General features: G+C 27.1%; 15 protein-coding genes. 9 read left to right on the top strand and 6 right to left on the bottom strand.

Annotated elements, in window-relative coordinates; genetic code table 11:
• The first annotated feature begins 26 nt into the window (after positions 1-26).
• Both ACTCCZ_RS02145 and ciaB read left to right on the top strand, forming a co-directional pair.
• Positions 27-407, top strand: a complete 381-nt coding sequence (locus ACTCCZ_RS02145) for a DoxX family protein (protein WP_079576990.1) — start codon at positions 27-29, stop codon at positions 405-407.
• 92 nt (positions 408-499) lie between these two features.
• The gene (ciaB, locus tag ACTCCZ_RS02140) at positions 500-2,383 is read left to right on the top strand and encodes an invasion protein CiaB (RefSeq protein ID WP_079576991.1); all 1,884 of its coding nucleotides are present in this window, start codon (positions 500-502) and stop codon (positions 2,381-2,383) included.
• A gap of 36 nt (positions 2,384-2,419) precedes the next feature.
• On the opposite strand, the gene ACTCCZ_RS02135 is transcribed toward ciaB, so the two are convergent.
• Positions 2,420-4,720 (bottom strand): glutamine--tRNA ligase/YqeY domain fusion protein, encoded by a 2,301-nt coding sequence (locus ACTCCZ_RS02135; protein WP_079576992.1) that lies wholly within the window; start codon positions 4,718-4,720, stop codon positions 2,420-2,422.
• 189 nt (positions 4,721-4,909) lie between these two features.
• Here ACTCCZ_RS02135 and ACTCCZ_RS02130 point away from each other — a divergent pair, with 189 nt between their 5' ends.
• A complete protein-coding gene (locus ACTCCZ_RS02130) occupies positions 4,910-6,331 on the top strand; it encodes an SDR family oxidoreductase (RefSeq protein ID WP_079576993.1) in 1,422 nt (473 codons plus the stop codon).
• A 94-nt stretch (positions 6,332-6,425) separates the two neighbouring features.
• Positions 6,426-6,860 carry a globin domain-containing protein gene (locus ACTCCZ_RS02125; protein ID WP_079576994.1) on the top strand — a complete coding sequence of 145 codons (435 nt, stop codon included), beginning with the start codon at positions 6,426-6,428 and terminating at the stop codon, positions 6,858-6,860.
• 9 nt (positions 6,861-6,869) lie between these two features.
• Here the strand turns inward: ACTCCZ_RS02125 and ACTCCZ_RS02120 are convergent, their stop codons facing one another.
• From ACTCCZ_RS02120 to ACTCCZ_RS02100, 5 genes are all read right to left on the bottom strand, one after another.
• Positions 6,870-8,150: a SagB family peptide dehydrogenase gene (locus ACTCCZ_RS02120; protein WP_079576995.1), complete on the bottom strand. Its 1,281-nt coding sequence runs from the start codon at positions 8,148-8,150 to the stop codon at positions 6,870-6,872.
• Positions 8,151-8,153: 3 nt separating this feature from the next.
• Positions 8,154-8,369: a hypothetical protein gene (locus ACTCCZ_RS02115; RefSeq protein ID WP_079576996.1), complete on the bottom strand. Its 216-nt coding sequence runs from the start codon at positions 8,367-8,369 to the stop codon at positions 8,154-8,156.
• 119 nt (positions 8,370-8,488) lie between these two features.
• Positions 8,489-11,677: an NAD-glutamate dehydrogenase domain-containing protein gene (locus tag ACTCCZ_RS02110; protein ID WP_079576997.1), complete on the bottom strand. Its 3,189-nt coding sequence runs from the start codon at positions 11,675-11,677 to the stop codon at positions 8,489-8,491.
• Between the two features lie 128 nt (positions 11,678-11,805).
• On the bottom strand, positions 11,806-12,273 hold the full coding sequence (ybaK, locus tag ACTCCZ_RS02105) for a Cys-tRNA(Pro) deacylase (protein ID WP_079576998.1): 468 nt from the start codon (positions 12,271-12,273) through the stop codon (positions 11,806-11,808).
• 122 nt (positions 12,274-12,395) lie between these two features.
• A complete protein-coding gene (locus ACTCCZ_RS02100) occupies positions 12,396-14,096 on the bottom strand; it encodes a protein adenylyltransferase SelO family protein (RefSeq protein ID WP_228145266.1) in 1,701 nt (566 codons plus the stop codon).
• 188 nt (positions 14,097-14,284) lie between these two features.
• Here ACTCCZ_RS02100 and ACTCCZ_RS02095 point away from each other — a divergent pair, with 188 nt between their 5' ends.
• The 5 genes from ACTCCZ_RS02095 (at position 14,285) to ACTCCZ_RS02075 (ending at position 18,544) form a co-directional block, all read left to right on the top strand.
• Complete coding sequence (locus ACTCCZ_RS02095) at positions 14,285-14,680, top strand: hypothetical protein (protein ID WP_079577000.1); 396 nt, start codon at positions 14,285-14,287, stop codon at positions 14,678-14,680.
• 57 nt (positions 14,681-14,737) lie between these two features.
• On the top strand, positions 14,738-15,259 hold the full coding sequence (locus tag ACTCCZ_RS02090; RefSeq protein WP_079577001.1) for a hypothetical protein: 522 nt from the start codon (positions 14,738-14,740) through the stop codon (positions 15,257-15,259).
• 29 nt (positions 15,260-15,288) lie between these two features.
• On the top strand, positions 15,289-16,350 hold the full coding sequence (locus tag ACTCCZ_RS02085; protein WP_079577002.1) for an agmatinase family protein: 1,062 nt from the start codon (positions 15,289-15,291) through the stop codon (positions 16,348-16,350).
• A 152-nt stretch (positions 16,351-16,502) separates the two neighbouring features.
• A complete protein-coding gene (locus tag ACTCCZ_RS02080; RefSeq protein ID WP_079577003.1) occupies positions 16,503-17,777 on the top strand; it encodes an AAA family ATPase in 1,275 nt (424 codons plus the stop codon).
• 8 nt (positions 17,778-17,785) lie between these two features.
• The gene (locus tag ACTCCZ_RS02075) at positions 17,786-18,544 is read left to right on the top strand and encodes an RloB family protein (protein ID WP_079577004.1); all 759 of its coding nucleotides are present in this window, start codon (positions 17,786-17,788) and stop codon (positions 18,542-18,544) included.
• The last annotated feature ends 284 nt before the right edge of the window (positions 18,545-18,828 follow it).

The following is an 18,828-nucleotide window of genomic DNA, read 5'->3' as shown; positions in this document are numbered from 1 at the left end:
CATATACTTATGCAAAGGATTTTTAGATGAAAAGAAAAATTTATATTGTATCAACACTTATTATTGTAATATTAATAGGTTTTGTAGGTGGGGCAGTTGATATTTTACTATCTGATTCAGTTATAAAGATTGCAAATGATTTAGGTTATCCTTTATACTTTTTTACTGCACTTGGCGTACTTAAAATAGTTGGAGGCGCAATGCTTTTATTGCCTAAAAAACTTGATAGAATTAGAGATTTTGCTTATGCTGGATTTGCACTTGATTTTCTATTTGCTTCATATTCACACTATAGCTCAGGAAGTAATATAGAAGAGGTTATTATACCTTTCGTATTTTTAGTTATTTTAGCTATCTCATTCTCTTTAAAAAATAAAACAACACTATTTAAAAGTAGCGAACTTTAAAAAAAAATTTAAAGTTCGCCTAGCAAAATTCAATGTAATACATTACTAATTTAAAAAAAGATAAACTAACAAATCTATAAAAAAGGATTGAAATGAATGAAACTCAATTTTTAAAAGATGTAGAAAATATATATCAATTTTTAGAAAATGAAAAAAACAATACAAATAAACTTATAACATATCTTGAAAATAAAGAGTTTGATAAACTAACTATTATTGATGAGTTTGCTCAAAGTTTAGGTTTAAAACTTGATGAGAATTTAAGATTTGCACTTATTACAAGACTTGTAAATTTAAGAGATGATTCACTAGTTCAAGTTTTAAAAAGATTAGAAAAAGATGAAAAAGAGATAATTGATTTACAAGAAAAAGCATATCTTTTTGTAAAAGAGTTTTGGGAAAATAAACATTTAAAATTAATAAATCATATTGAAGATAACAACTTATTAACACCATTTTATAAAGAAGTTTTCAATGGAGTTTATAGTGTTGGTAAAGCAATGAGCAAATGGCAAAGTTCATGGACAGCGCTTATTATTAATAAAACAAATAAAGAACTACTTGAAAAGTTTGATGGAAATGAAACTAAAGTATTTGAATACTTAGAAAAAGAAAATTTATTTGACTTAGGACATGGACAAGAAATAGCTGATAGATGCTACTCTGCATTAGTAAAAGATAAAGACAAATACAAATCTCAAGCTTATATTAAAGCTTTTAAAAAAGAGGTAACTGATGTAGTTGATGCTTTAGAAAACTTTGCAGATAGATTAATTGAGCTTGAAGATGAAATATATAATCAAAAATGGGATTATGTTTTATATATTCAAGCACTAATTAAAGCATTTAGTGAAGACAATGTAAACAAATTAGTTGAAAAATGGGCAGATGTAGATAGGGCTTGGATGAAAATAACAACACCAATTCAAATAGGACATCCACTTGAATATTATGAAGACCATTTTAGAAAAGCAGTTGCATTAGAGTGGGATATAAGACTTACAAACCCTACTTTTGCAAAAAATGAGAAAAGAGTAAATAAGATTAAATTTGCTTTTGAAAAAATATATAATAGTTTTGAAAAAAATGAAAAATATGAACATATTTACAACTTCTCTTTAAAATCTCTTGATAAAGTACAATTATATATTGGAAGACCTGCTTTATTTTTTGGAGCTGGATTCAATGGACTATTTTCAGCACAAGTTGTGCCAAATGATGAAATAGTATCAAAAGAAGAAGGTAAAAAGATTTTTGCATTTTCTGATGAAATATTACAAATTTCAAGGGCAAAACCATTTTTAAAATTAGCTCGTGAAATTTTTGGACAAGAGCTACTAACTAAAGATAGAGAGTTTTTATTTAATGAGACTGCAAAATGGCATCAAGTTTATGATATTAGTACAATTGGACATGAGTTTGGTCATATTTTATGGTGCGATGATGAAACAGAAGCAGTTATGAATAAAACAGGAAACTTTAAAAATATAGAAGAGTTTAAAGCTACAACTGGTGGACTTATTTCATTTTTTTGTGATGAAGATGATGATGAAAAAGAGCTTGAAGAACAAGTTCTAATTGATTTAGTAAAAAGAGCTATTGGATTAATTGCATGGATGGAAGTTGATGAAGTACAACCATACTATTGTGAGGGATTAATTCACTTAAATGCTTTATTTGATACAAAAATTTTAGACTTTAAAGATGAAACTTTAAGTATTGATTTAAATTCAAAAAAGATTGAAGAACTTAAAAAATGGTATATTACAATATATACAAATCTTGCAAAACACTATTTAGATAAAAAAGATGCAACTATATTTTTAAATCAATTTGCAACAAAAGAAGAAAAATATTTTATGCCTGTAAATGAGAAAATAAACTCATTTGTAAAATACTACTTTGAAAGATATAAAGCAATTGGTCAAGAGTTAGACACAGAAGATAAAAAATCAAACTACATAAAAAAAGGCTAGTTAAAAAACTAGCCTTTAAATAAATAGCAGTTTATTTTATGATTGTAGTTTTTTAGCTACAAGTTCATTTACTACTTTTGGATTTGCTTTTCCCAAAGTAGCTTTTAAAACTTGTCCTACAAAAAACCCTAAAAGTTTACTATTTCCATCTTTGAATTTTTGTACATTTTGTGGATTATTTTCAATAACCTCATCAATTATAGGTAAAATAATAGATGTATCACTTATTTGAATTAAACCTTTGTCTTCAACTATTTGTTTTGGCTCTTCACCTGTTTGGCTCATTTGTTCAAATACTTGTTTTGCTATTTTTGTTGAAATAGTTTCATCATCTACCATTTTAACTAGCTGGGTAATATGTTTTTCTTTGAACTTTAACTCATCTATTGACTTATCTTTTAACTGTTTTGCCACATCATTTGCTACATAATTAGCTAAAATACTTATTTGAGGAAGTATTTGCATAGTTGCTTGATTATAAATAGAAGTAAGCTCTTTATATGCATTTTCAAAAAATGATGAAAGTTTCTCATCTCTTGCTAAAATATTAGATACTTCATTATTTAACTTAAACTTTAAATTATATTTTTCAAATAATATCTTTTGTTCATCTGTCATAGGTTCTGCTTCACCATGAACTTGTACTTTATTTAGTTCTTGCTTTGACTCTTTTGGTTTTTCTTTTACTTTTTTAGTTTTCTTAGCCCATGAATCTTTTAAAGAAACGATTTTATTAAATACTGGTGTTTCATCACTATAATCAATTGGATCTTTATAAAAATAACCTTGTCTTTCAAACTGAAATCTTTCATCTATGTTATCATCAATAACAGCTGGTTCTACAAAAGAATCTTTTATAATCTTTAATGACTCAGGATTTAAATCTTCTAAGCCCTCAGGAGATTCACTTTTATACAACCTATCATAAAGTCTTACTTCAACTTTTTTTGCTTCTTTTGCACTTATCCATTGAATAGCACTTTTTACTTTTATGCCACTTGTATCGCTTCCACTTTTTGAGTTAGGATAATACTCTGCTTTAATCTCTGTTATATTTCCATTTGAGTCTTTGATTACTTCCTTACAAGAGATAATATATCCATGTCTTAATCTAACTGGTTGATCTAAAGTAAGTCTATAGTAACCTTTTGGTGGATTTTCACAAAAATCTTCTCTTTCTATATAAAGTTCTTTAGAAAAAGGTATTTTTCTAGAACCCTCTTTTGGTACATCATGGGGATAATAAGAAGCTTCAATTATCTCTTTATCTTTTTCATAATTTTCTATAGTTACTTTAAGTGGGTCAAGAACACACATAACTCTTGGAACTTTTTGATTTAAGTCATCTCTTATACAAAACTCTAATTGAGCAACATCAACCATAGAGTTTGCTTTTGCAATACCAATTTGCTCACAAAAATTTAAAATAGATTCAGGTGTGTATCCTCTTCTTTTATATCCTGCTATTGTTGGCATTCTTGGATCATCCCAACCACTAACATATTTACCCTCAACTAATTCAAGAAGTTTTCTTTTACTCATAACTGTATAATTCACACCTAATCTTGCAAACTCATATTGATATGGTCTTGGTGGTTCTAGTTTTAATGTATCTAATACCCAATCGTAAATATCTCTGTTGTTTTCAAATTCAAGTGTACAAATTGAGTGAGAAACACCTTCAATATAATCAGATAAACAGTGTGCAAAATCATACATTGGATAAATACACCACTCATTAGCTGTTCTAAAGTGATGAGCGTGTCTAATTCTATATAATAAAGGATCTCTTAATTTCATATTTGCAGCACTCATATCAATCTTTGCTCTTAATACATGTTCGCCATTTTTAAACTCACCATTTTTCATCTTTTCAAAAAGTTCTAAGTTTTCTTCAACAGTTCTATTTGCATATTTACTTCTTTTTCCTGCTTTAGTAACTGTTCCTCTATACTCTTTCATCTCTTCTTCACTTATACTATCAACATAAGCTTTACCCATTTTGATAAGCTTTACTGCATATTCATAAAGTTTAGGAAAATAATCAGATGTAAAGTGTACTTTTTCATCCCATTCAAAGCCAAGCCATTTAACAGCATCTTTCAATGCATTTACATATTTTGTATCTTCTGTTGTTGGATTTGTATCATCCATTCTTAAATTACAATGACCATCATAATCTTTTGCAATACCAAAATTTATACAAATAGATTTAGCGTGTCCAATATGAGGAAAACCATTTGGCTCAGGAGGAAATCTAGTAACTACTTCTTTGTATTTGCCTTTTTTTAAATCCTCTTCAACTATTGCACGTAAGAAATCTTTATTTTCATTCATTATTATTAAGCCTTTTTATTTTAAAACTTTTCTTTTTTGGTTTGCATTTTATCTAATTTGAGCTTATAGCATCATAGCAATATTAATTAAAATTATTCATCTAAATAAAACATATTCATTGTATAAAAATAACATACCAAATAACATTTTAAAATGATACAATAAATATAACTAGAAAGGATATACATCATGAAAGTATTACTTACAGGCTCAACTGGATATATAGGAAGAAGACTAAAACAAAAACTAAAGGAAAATAAAAATATTTCACTTAGATTATTTGTAAGAAACAAAAAAAGCTTATCTTCTAATATTGAAAAAGATATTGAAGTTTTTGAGGGTGATACATTTAATAAAGAGAGTTTAAAAGAAGCACTAAATGGTGTTGATACTGCTTATTATTTAATTCACTCTTTAAATAGAACTGATTACAAAAACTTAGATAAAATTTCAGCACAAAATTTTATAGAAGTTGCAAAAGAGTGCAATGTAAAAAGAGTAATATACCTTGGTGGGCTGGGAGTTAAAAATAGTGATACAAGTGAACACTTACTTAGTAGATTGGAAACAGGAGAAGTTTTAAGTGATCAAAAAGATGTTCAAATAATTTGGATTCGAGCAGGTGTTATCATAGGTTCTGGAAGTACAAGTTTTGAAATAATTAGAAATCTAACAGAAAAACTTCCTGTTATGACTACACCAAAATGGGTATTAACAAAAGCTCAGCCAATTGCAGTTGATGATGTATTAGAATATTTAGAAAAATCACTATTTTTAGAAGAAAAAGAAAATTTAATAGTTGATATTGGAGCTGAACAATTGACATACAAACAAATGATGCTTCAAACAGCAAAAGCTTTAGGCTTAAAAAGATATATAATACCACTTCCATTTTTAACAATTAATTTATCTTCTTATTGGCTTAATTTATTCACTCCTGTACCTTTTAAAGTTGCAAAAGCATTAATTGAGGGTTTAAAATCAGAAGTTGTAATACAAAATGATAATGCAAAAAAGTATTTTAAAGATGTAACTCCTATGCCTTTTATAGATGCAGTAAAAAAGGCTGTTAAAGAAATTGAAACAAATCAAGTAATTAGTAGATGGAGTGATAATGCAGGAAAAATTTGGGAAAAAGATCATACAAAAGAGATAGCAGATGCTATATTTATTGATAGAAAAGAGATTGATATTTCAGATATTTCTAAAAGTAAAGTTTATAAAAGCTTTATTAGCGTTGGAGGTAAACAAGGTTGGTTTGATTATGACTTTTTATGGGAATTAAGAGGAATAATTGATAAAATCATTGGAGGAGTTGGACTAAAAAGAGGAAGAAGAAGCCAAGACGAATTAAGAGTTGGAGAGAGCTTAGATTTTTGGAAAGTAGTTGATATTAAAGAAAACGAAAGATTACTTTTATTTGCACAAATGAAAATTCCAGGTAGTGCTTGGCTTGAGTTTAAAATAAAAGATGAGAAACTTATCCAATCTGCATATTTTTATCCTAAAGGAGTTTTAGGAAGAGCTTATTGGTATACTCTTATTCCTTTACACTATTTTGTTTTTAATAATATGATTACAAATATTGTAAAAAGAGCAAAAAAAAGCTAAACAAAAAGAAATATTAAATTTAAAACCTAATACTGATTTTTCTTTTTTTTATATCAATATAAGTGTATATTTTCACAAAAACAAAGGTTATAATATGCAATTTAATATAACAGCTGCACAAGTAGGAATTAGGCCTCCTGTAAATCTTCCTGATCCTAGATTTTTAGAAGTTTTAGGAGAAGAGAAAATAAGAAAATTAGTATCTGATCATTATGATTTATTAAGACAAAGTAATATAAAAGGACTTTTCCCTCCAACAGATGAAGGTTTTGAAAAAGCAAAAGAGCACTCAGCAGATTTTTTTATACAAATTTGCGGAGGACCTAAATACTTCAATGAAAAAAGAGGTGCACCAATGATGGCAGCAAGACATAGTCCTTTTAAGATAAACCAAGAAGCAAGACGAATTTGGTTAGAAAGTTATGCGATGGTACTTGTTCCACTTGATATTGAAGATGATATAAAACAATCTTTTTGGAACTATATAGATATTTTCTCTATTTGGATGATGAATAGTAATGAAAACTAAGCTTTATGCTTAGTTTCCAATAGCTAAAGCATATAAAACCATACTATTATCTTCTATAAATTCACAAACCTCATCATCATAATAAGCGCCAATTCCACTACATCCATAACCTAAATAGTTTGCAATCAAATATAGTCTATGACCTATAATTCCTGCTTTTTGATAAGCTGCTTGATAGTTTTTTGATTTGGTAGTAAGAAAAAAAGTAACGGCACTATCTTTTCCTAAATCTTGTTCTAAACATAAATAACCAGCTTTTGTTTTAAAATCACCCTCTTTTATATAACTATTATCTTTATATAAACCCAAAGGCATAGAAACAACTCTATTTATAACACAATAAATATCAATGGCTTCATCACAATCACTTGTAATTGGCTCATTTAAAATCTCTAATACTTTTAAAAACTCATCTTTTTTTATAGCTTTTAAACTAAAATCTCTAATTGAGCGCCTTTTAAAAACTGTTTGTTTAAATATTTCTTTGTTATAAAAAAAGTTTGGAGATAAATTTTGTGAATGCTTTTGCTTAATGCTTAAAGATTTTTCATAAGCTTCTTGAATTAACTCATTTTCTTCAAAATAGTAAGTTCCATCCACTTTTGGTAAATCCAAGTTAGATACTTTTTCTACCTCTTCTAAAGAGTTTGAACCTACAACTACACTTGCTTGAAAAAACTCTTCATTTGAAAAATTAAATAGTTTATTTAAAGCCTTTTTATCAAAATCATAAATGATTTTATACTTTTTGTCATGTAAAAAACTACTAGCTTCTAAAGTTCCTAGTAAATGCCCTGAATCAAGTAAACAATATCTTAATGCTCTATTTTTATACTTCCAAGAAGAACGAAAATATAGTGATGAAATAAAGAAAATAAAACCATTTACTTTATACTTATAATTCAATAAAGGCTCAATTCCATCATTTGTAATCTCTTTTAATAGTGTAATACTTGAACTTTTAATATCAAAATGATAAATACCATCTTTTATATTCTCATTATTTCTACTTTGAAAATATATTTCATTTGGATAAAGAGCACCTGCACTGGGATTTATTCTTAGATAATACTCTACATTTGGATAGATTTTCTTTGCACTTAATCCTGCAATATAATATAAAAAGCTATGATTTATAAAATCTAAATTTAATTCATACTTTTCAAAACTATCATATGATTTGAAAACCATTGGTTGATTTTCCCAACTTAATCTATTTGGATAGTTTCTAACTGAAAAGTATGAATGTTTTGTATTTAAATGATAATCAAAAAATTCATCAAATTTCATTTATCATCTTTTTGAAGTATCAATCCCTGGATTTTCTTGTGTTCCAACATAATCATCATCAATTTGACTATAATTGTATTTAAAACTTGCATATATAGCACCTACAATTATTATTAATGCAATTACTAATCTTACAGTATTTCTTTTACTTTTAGATTCATTTCCATCATAATCTTCAATTTTATGCATACTTAACTCGTCATCTTCATACTTACTCATAATATGACTCCTTTATATTATTAAGCCAATATAACTAATAGTTTCTTAACTAAAAGGTCATAAGTTTAAGTTATGGTACTTTTTAAACTTATCTTTATAATATACACAAAAAGTGTATATTATATAGTAGAAACCATTAGTTGATTTACTGTTGTTACAATATCTTTAATATCTTTTTCTTCTTTTGTCATAAACACATCAAGATGATCTCTTAACTTATAAAAAGTCTCTTTTTCATTTGCAACAAAGTTTGAAAAAGCAGTTTCTGGAGCTTCATTTACTCTTTTGAAATTTAATATCTTTTTTGTATAGTGAACAACAATATAGTCAATAAACTGTAAAACCTGATTTCTAAGTATAACATCATTTTTTGAATGAAGTTTTAATTTACTTAAAGAAACAATTATCTCCAAGATATTAAACTCATGAATTAGTTGATAAAATAGTACTATTACATCTTTAAATGTATGATTAGTATTCTCTTTTATAACTATTCCTGCAACGGCAAATCTTAAGTAATCAATAACACTAAAGAAAAGATTAAACTCTTCATCATTAGGAATCAACTCTTCTATTTTTTGAGTATGAATTTCAGCAAGTTGTGAGAATAGTTCATTTTTATGATCAAGTATATGAGCTGAATCAACTTGTGTTTTATTCATATATTTAACCATCCATTTAGTACTTGTAAATAAAATATACTCTAATTTAGCAATTAGTTTATATTGTTTGTCAATATTCATAATATAATCTTGAGAATAAATTTTTTCTCTTATTTCATTTGAACCAAATAACTGTTTTACAATTAAATATGCTTTTATTTTTTGTAAAAATTTATCCTTACCTAATTTCTCATAATCTCCTATGAAAGTAGACCCTTGTGAGTTTATAATTATATCTGCAATTTTTGTAGCAATTATCTCTCTTTTTAAAGGATGATTTGTTATTTCATGTTCATATGCACTTACAAATGATTTAGGGAAATATCTATAAAGATACTGTACTGCAAACTGTTCATCTACTAAAGTTGATTCTAAAAGAGTTTGTTTAATAAAGATTTTTGAGTATGATAAAAGTGAACTTAGTACAGGTCTTACGATTGAGTCATTTATATCAACTACATCTTCTATATTTTCATTTTTAGGGATATAAAAGTCATGTCTATTAAATGCTGTTACATATTTTTCTAAAATCTCTATTGTCTTTATAAAATTATTTTTATATTTTCTTGACAATCTTTCATCCATAGATATTACTAAAGATTGATTATAATTATTTTGCAATACCAAATTTACAACTTGGTCTGTCAAACTATGTAGTGTTGCTTTTGTTTCTTGTTCACAAAGTAAGCCCTGCTCTTTTATAATATTTAATAAAATTTTTAGATTTACTTCATGGTCAGATGTATTTACTCCACCTGCATTATCAATACCATCTATATTTATTTTTCCACCATTTAAAGCATATTCAATTCTAGCTTTTTGAGTAAATCCTAAATTTCCACCCTCACTTACAATTCTTGCTTTTATATCTGTTGCATCTACTCTTACTGCTTCATTTTGCTTATCACCTATATCAAGACTATTTTCATCACTTGCTTTTACATAAGTTCCAACTCCACCATTAAATAATAAATCAACATTCATAGTAAGAAGTTTTACACAAAGTTCTTCTCCACTAAGGGTTTTTTTACTTGTACCAATAAGTTTTTTTATTTCAGGTGTTAAAACTATCTCCTTCTCACTTCTTAAAAATACTCCACCACCTTTTGAAATTTTCTCTTTATCATAAAAGCCCCAACTTCCTTGCTTTGAATTAAAAAGTCTTTTTCTCTCTTCAAAACTTACTTTTAAATCAGGATTTGGATCAATAAATATCTCTTTATGACCAATTGCTGCAAGTAGCTTGAACTTGTCTGATTCTATCATTCCATTTCCAAAAACATCACCACTCATAGAACCAAGTCCCATTACAGTAATTGGGTCTTTGTAAATATCAATACCCTCTTCTATAAAAAATCTTTTTGTTGACATTAAAGAACCACGAGCAGTAATACCTAAATCTTTATGTCCATAACCATTTGAGCCACCACTTGCAAAAGCATCTCCTAACCAATAGCCTCTACTAATTGCTATATTATTTGCAACATCACTCATAGAAGCAGTTCCTTTATCAGCAGCAACTACAAAATATGCATCATCACCATCGTAAGCTACTACTCTTTCATCTCTTACAATTTTGCCATTTATCATATTATCAACTAAATCTAAATTTGAATTAATAAATAAAGAGTAGATTTGTTCAAAATACTCTTTTGTGATTTCTGATATATCTTTATTTATTACAAAACCACCTTTTGAACCATCTGGAATAATAATAGAGTTTTTACCCTCTTGTGTAATCATAAGAGATTTTATCTCTTGTCTATAATCTTCATGTCTATCACTCCATCTAAGTCCACCTCTTGAAATTTTACTCATTCTTAAATGAATTCCATAAAAATCAGGGTGATAAATAAAGTTTTCAATATTTGGTTGTAAACCTCTTAAGTTTTTTGAAAAACTTTTTGTATCAATCTTAAAAGCAGTTGTTTCTTTACCTAAAAAATAGTTAGTTCTTAAAAGTGACTTTAAAAAAGAAAAAGTCAATTTTAAAATTTTATCATCTATGATTTGAGGAATTATTTTTATCTCTTCTTCTACTTGAAGTTCTAAGCTTTCTAAATCTTGCTTTCTTTTAGCTTTTTGTTTTGGATCAAATTTTTTGTAAAAGTAATTTAAGAAGAGATTTGAAATTTTATGATGCGTTGTAAGAGTAGTTAATATTGTATCTGCATTTATTGTTAAAACAGCTTGGTCTAAATACTCAATAAAAGCCTTTAGAAGATAAACTTCTTTTACTGTAAGATTTTCCAATAATACTAAAGAGAATAGCTTTGAATGATGAATTTTATCATCTTTTAATGTTTGTGTAATAACATTTTCTAAGTTCTCTTTTGCTTTTTTTACTATATTTACATCTTTTATATGTAAATTAAATCTACTAACATAAATAATTTTTGATTTATTTGAAATATTATAAGTTACTTCATCTACTATTTCAAATCCAATATCATGTAAAATAGGTGTAATAGTAGATAAATAAAGTTGATTGACAGAATAAATTTTTATATGATTTGAGTTATTATCTTCATGAATATGAGTTACAATACACTCATCTAAAACTTCTTGAAAAAATTTATCTGATACTTTTAAGTCCTCTTTTGTTAATAACTGAGAGCAAACAGCTTCAATATCTGAAGTAGCCATAGTCTTTCCTTTGTTAGTAAGTTATAAAGATTATCTATTAACAAACTTTATATGTAACTTAAACTATAGTTACTTTTGAATAAAATACAAAATTATTTAAGAAATTACTTTTTTTGATTAAGATTGATTTATGCTTTAATATCTTCTATTTTTGCATTTAATATCTTTTGCAATTTAACTGCACTTAGTTCAATATCAAGACCTCTTTTCCCACCACTTACAAAAATAGTACCAAAACCTAAAGCATCACTATCTATAACAGTAGGAAGCAATCTTTTTTGTCCTAAAGGAGAGATTCCGCCTACTAAATATCCAGTTACTTTTGAAGCCTCATTTTTATCTGCCATAACTACTTTTTTTTCACCTAAAGCATTGGCTATTTTTTTTAAACTAAGTTGATTTGAAACAGGCACAACAGCTACTGCAAGTTTTTTAGGTGCTATTTCAACAAGTAGCGTTTTATAAACTCTATTTGCATCTAAACCTAATTTCTCTACTGCTTCATTTCCAAAATCTGTATTATTTGTATCATGCTCATATTTATGTATTTTAAAATCACATTTATTTTTTTTCAAAATATTTATTGCTGGTGTCATAAGCTAAAAAATCCTTTTTTATTTATCTATGCTTGCTATTTATTTTCATAACAAATATATATTTAATAAGCAATGCATTTCTCATTTTAGCACTTTTTAGCTCAAAAATAAAATAATTTAACCTATGAAGAGCAACTAACATGGGAAATACCAGCCATACCAAAAAGATTTGAAGGCTTTTTATTATAGTATTTATCTTCAAACTCTTTACTATTTTCAATATATGGATTTGTCATTACTTCTTGTAACTGTTTTACTAACTCATAGTTTCCCTCTTGGGCTTGTTCGTATGCTAAAACTAAATACCACTCTTTTAAAGTATACTTTGGATTAACTGATTTCATTTGATTTGAAAGTTTTTTTATAGACTCATTTGAGTTTATATCTATTTTTGTTCTCCATTTTTCTAACCAACTATTCCATCTTAATTTGATATCTTTATTTTCAAAGTTATCATAAAAACTTTTTTCAAGTTCATTGATACTATTAGGTATATTTGATAACTCTCTAAAAAATATAGTATAATCAACTTTAGTTTCAATCATTAGATTTATAAGCTCATCAAACAATTCAAAGTCAAATTTATCAATTCCTAATTTACTAGCCCACATATCTTCTATTTTTAAGTGCATAATCTTTGAAAAGTTATTTTCAATCTCTTCAAGTTCTTTTAAACTATTTAAATTTGAACTAAGCAATGGTTTTAAAGAACTGCAAAATGACTTAAAATTCTTTTTTGCTGCATTGGGTTGATTGAAAAATGAAAAGTGCACTCCCCCACCAGTCCAAGGTTGGTATTTAGGGTCAAACATATCTATAAAACCAAAAGGACCATAATCAAGTGTAAAACCTCCTGCTGCACAATTATCACTATTGAAATTGCCTTGACAATATCCAACTCTTATCCAATTTGCAACTAAAGATGTAAGTCTATTTTGAAACTGTTTTGCTAATAGTATTACCTTTTCTTCTAAGTTTAAATCACTATTTATTTCATCATTGTATTCTCTATGAATTAAATGTAAAACAATCTGTTCTAACTCTTCATATGCTTTTTTATGTTCATTTTTCCTAGCTCGTCTAGCAAAAAGTTCAAGTTGACCAACACGAATAAATGAAGGAGCAACTCTTGTAGTAATTGCCACATCTTCTTCAATCATCACTTCAGGATCTCTTGAATAAGAGTTATTTCTAAACCATGGTCTTTTTACTTGCTCTTTTTTTGATGTAAATAGACTCAAAGATCTTGATGTTGGAACTTTTAGAGCATGCATGTGCTCTTGCGCTAAAAACTCCCTTATACTTGATCTTAATACAGCACGACCGTCTGCACCTCTACAATATGGTGTTTTCCCAGCTCCTTTTAGTTGAAACTCCCATCGTTTATCATTTATAACTGCTTCAAAAACAGAGATTGCTCTACCATCACCATACCCATTTCCTGTTTGGAAAGGACATTGTGCATAATACTCAGTACCATAAATAGATAAGGCATACCCAGTTGCCCAAGATATATTTTCCATAGGATAAGATATATTTGACATATCACCTGAAAACATTTTAATAAAGTCATCTGATTTTATTAAACTCTTATTAAAACCCAAATCATTAAAAAAGTTTTCACTATGACATATATATATGGGCTCTTTAATAGCAGTTGGTTCTACACTTACATAATGACCACTAAAAACCTCTCTTGGTGATTTGTTATCACCATTAAATTTAGCATCAAGATCACAATTAAGTCTATTTACAAAAGAGTAATCAGCTAATTTTACAAATTGTTCAAATGTTTTTATATCTTTTTTTAAATTTTCTTTCATTATTTATTGTCCATTAATTTTTTATCTATTAAGATTTTTAGCATAAGTATTTGAAATACATAGCAAAAATAGGATTTAGAAATTTTTATTAAGTCAAAAATAAATTTAAAAATTAAGACTTTCAAGAGATATCTTTCAATTATATGTTAAAATCAAATATTAATTTATATTTATTTCAAGGTGTTTTAGTGGCAATTTTTACTTTACAATCATTAGCAGGTGGATTTCTAGATGAAGATTTAGAACATTTTAATAAAATCTTTGATGACTGGTGTATTCAATTTGATAGTTATGAAGATGCAATGGATATATTGCAAACTTTACAGAATGATGAAACTATTGATATAGTTGAGATTACACCCTTAAGTTATCCGAAATATTTTTTCAATTCTCTTCAAGGTACTATTTATACAACAAGACAAGTTGAAGATAAAATTGTTTGTGTTGTAGAACCTTTTATAGGATCAAATTTTAGAATTGCAATATGTGATTTAAACACTAAAAAAGTAAGACTTACAAATACTAGATATAAAAGTATTCCAAATATAGAGAATGCTTTTGCTAACTTTGGTGATACTGAATAATTCACTAAGTAGATTATATATTTAGTTTAAAAAAGAATATTTAGGAATATATTTTAAATGAACAGATTAAACAAAAACTCTTTAGAATCATTAGAGTATTTAAAAGAGTTGTGTGAAAAAGAGATTATATCTTGGCCTATAGATTTTGAGTTTTATCAAGCTAGTAAAACACAATTGGAAGAAACACTTAAATATTGGTTTGGCAATGAAACTTGGTCATCTTCTGGTGATAGTTTTATTCAGTTTGGTAAAGATGCAAGTGGCTCAATGTTTCTTTTATGGTTTTATCCAAAACTAAAAACAGAACCACCCGTTGTTTTTATGGATTCTGAGGGTGATGCATATCTTGTTTCTTCATCTATTACAGAGTTTGTTAAACAAATGGCTTCAGGCTTTTTATTTTTTAGTGGCTCATGGATAGAGCCTAATTCAAAAGAGAAAAAAGATTTAAATTGGACTCTTTTAAAAAAACTAGTAAATGAGCACTTTGGTATTAAACATATAAATCCAGAAGAGTTAACTAAAATTGCCAAATTAAGTCATCCAAGTTTTTCTGATTGGGCTGAAAGTAAAATTTAATAGAATAGATAATTTAATAGGAGAAATTGATGTCTTATAGAACTTTAGAAGAAGAGATAAAAGTATTGGAATTGGGCTTACCTCCAATGGAAGATGATGGATTTATTGGTGGAAGATTAGATCCCAAAGAAGCTAGTTTGATTTTACTTCCTGTTCCTTGGGAAGCAACAGTTTCATTTGGACAAGGAACAGCAAAAGCACCTGATGCTATAAAAATTTCAAGTCATCAACTTGATGTGGAAACATATCACTATATTAAGCCTTATACTGCTGGAATTGCTATGCTTGAAACTGATAAAAATTTATTAAAACTAAGTAATAAAGCTAGAAAAAAAGCTTTGAAAGTAATTCAAGCACTTGAAAAAGGAACTACAAAGAAAAAAGCATTAAACTTTGTAAATGAAGCTTCTAAAACCTTAAATGACTCTGTTTATAAAAAATCAATCAAACAAATCAAAAAAGGGAAATTTGTAGCAGTTGTAGGTGGTGATCACTCTTGTCCACTTGGACTTATCAAAGCTTTAAATGACACTCAAGATGAAGCCTTTGGAATATTGCATGTTGATGCACACCATGATTTAAGAAAAGCATATGAGGGCTTTACCTATTCTCACGCCTCTATTTTTTATAATGTTATGAATGAATGTGACAAAATCTCAAATCTTATTCAAATAGGAATTAGAGATTATAGTAGCGAAGAGGCTTTAAGAATGAAAGAGTATGGGAAAAAAGCTGATTGTTTATATGATACACATATGCAAGAAAAACTTGCATGTGGAAAGTCACTAGAAGAGGTATATTTTCCTTTTATTGAGCAACTTCCACAAAATGTATATTTATCTATTGATATTGATGGATTAGAACCACTTAACTGCCCAAATACAGGAACACCAGTTCCAGGAGGACTTAGATATAGCCAATTAGAACATCTTATTTTTATGGTAGTAAAAAGCGGTAGAAATATAATAGGATTTGATTTATGTGAAGTAGGAGTTAGCAAAAATGACTGGGATGAAAACGTCGGCGCAAGAATTTTATACCAACTTAGCGCAGCCTTACTAGCAAGTCAAAATAAAATATCGTATAATTAAAAAAATCTTTTATATGAGTTAAGGGTCTTTTATATAAAATATGTGTTTGATAAATAGTTAGGTTGTTATTTTTACTTGCATTTTTGTATATTTTATGCAAAAATGAAGTTTATTATGATAAAATTACTAAAATTTAATAATTTGGATATATTATGTTAGTAGAATTCACAGTAAATAATTTTAAGTCAATTAAAGATACTGTTAAATTTAGTATGCTTACTTCTTCAAAAGATGAAGGTAATAGCTTTGAAAAAAGAAAATACAATTTATTGAAAAGTGCCATTCTCTATGGTGCAAATGCAAGTGGTAAAAGTAATTTTTTAAGAGCAATGGCATTTATGAGTAGATTTGTATTAAATAAATATAAAATCATTCAATCAACGGATAAACTTCCACATGAACCTTTTCGATTATCTACCGAAACTGAAGATTCATCAAGTAGCTTTGAAACTGTATTTTTTATTAAGGATATTAAATATCGATATGGTTTTGAAATTGATAATAAATTAGTCTATTCCGAATGGTTATACGCTGATGAAAAAGGAAAAGAAGCTAAATTATTTTATCGAGATTTAGAAGAAAAAGAATATGTTAATCCAAACAAATTTGTAGAGGGTTATAGTTTTTTTAATAAAAAAGATGAAAAAATCAATGTATCTACTAATCAACTTTTTATTTGGAAATGTGATCAGGAAAATGGAGAGATTTCAAAAGCTATACTAAATTGGTTTAATAGATTTAATATGATTGATGGCATGAATCATAATGGATATATTAATTTTACAATGAAAAAAATGGAAAATGAAGACTTTAAAGAAAAAATTATAAATCTTGTAAAAACAGCTGATATTGGGATTGATGATATTCAAGTTGAGGAAGAAGATGTACCATTAGAAGTTATTGAAAAATTACAATTGCCTGAGTTTATAAAAGATGAAATGGTTAAAGAAGGAGGATTTAAATCGATTACTTTAAATACACTACATCAAAAATTTGACAATAATGGCAAGGTAATAGACAATGTTATCTTTGAATTAGAAAAAGAAGAGTCAAAAGGCACTAGAAAGTTTTTTGCCATGTCTGCACCTATTTTAGATACCTTAGAAAATGGAAAAATTTTAATTATTGATGAATTAGATGCAAGTTTACATCCTATATTAACACAACATTTAATTAAACTTTTTCATGATGAAAATATAAATAAAAATAATGCTCAATTGATTTTTGCAACACATGATACAAATCTTTTGAAAAAAACTATTTTTAGAAGAGATCAAATTTGGCTAAGTGAAAAAGATAAATTCGGTTCAACTGATTTATATTCATTGGCACAATTTAAAAATGTAAGAAAAAATGAAGACTTTGAAAAACAATACATTCATGGTAAATATGGAGCTATTCCATATCTTGGAAAATTTGAGTTTTAGGAATTATCATGGGTAGAAGAAGAGGTGGAGACAAACTGCATAACAAAAAGAAAGAATTAGAAAAAAAAGATTTCCAAAGAAAAACTAATAATAAAATTACTGTACCAGATGTTATTATAGCCTGTGAAGATAGTGTATCATCACCAATGTACTTTCAAAAAATCATAGATAAACTTATTGAAGAAAAAAAAATCACACAAGACTCTTTTGTTATTGCAAAACATAAACATACAAATCCTACGGGAGTATTAGAAGACTTAAAAAATTATTCAGACGAAAATAATAAGAAATATACTGATTTTGAGCACAAATGGATTGTAATAGATAGAGATAAGGAAAGGGTAAATGGTGGTGGACATAAAAAAGAAGATTTTAATAATGCGCTAAAAAATGCAAAAAGCAAAAAAAAACACTTAAATATCGAAGTTGCATATAGCAATGATTCTTTTGAATTATGGTATTTATTACATTTTAATTATAGAGATACTGCAATTTTAAGAGATGAAATTATCAAAAAAGTTATCGAAGAGTTAAAAAAAGTTGAGCCATATAAATTTTTCAAATTAAATAAAGATAATATTAAAGAAGAAAACTATACAAAAATGATTTTTGAAACTTTATTTAATAGACAAAAATCAGCCATTAATAATGCAAAAAAACTCTTAGACACTTATGGAATTTCTCATACTCCAGAAGAAGACAATCCCTCTACTAGAGTTCATGTTTTGGTTGAAATTTTAAATAATTTAGGAGCATTTAACAAATAATAACAGTGAATAAGATTGCCTATAATTGAACATAAATATCATTTTAAAACTCTTTGTATCATTTAAATATTATTCAACTACCCACACTCTTTCATTTTGCATGAATAAGCTATACTCTCTTAAAAAAACACCAAAGGCTTCAAAGCTCTTTTAGCTCTCTCACTTTTTGATTTATTTAAACTTATGACTTCTATTTAATAAATTCACAAATGATAGTTTAAACTTTTTTTCTTCCCAAACTTTGATGAAGCTAGAAGCTATATGTTTATTTTCACTTACGCCCG

The sequence above is a fragment of the Malaciobacter sp. genome (assembly GCF_055140965.1).
The sequence above is the reverse complement of the archived record's forward strand: the minus strand, read 5'-3'. Positions and strand labels throughout refer to the sequence as shown.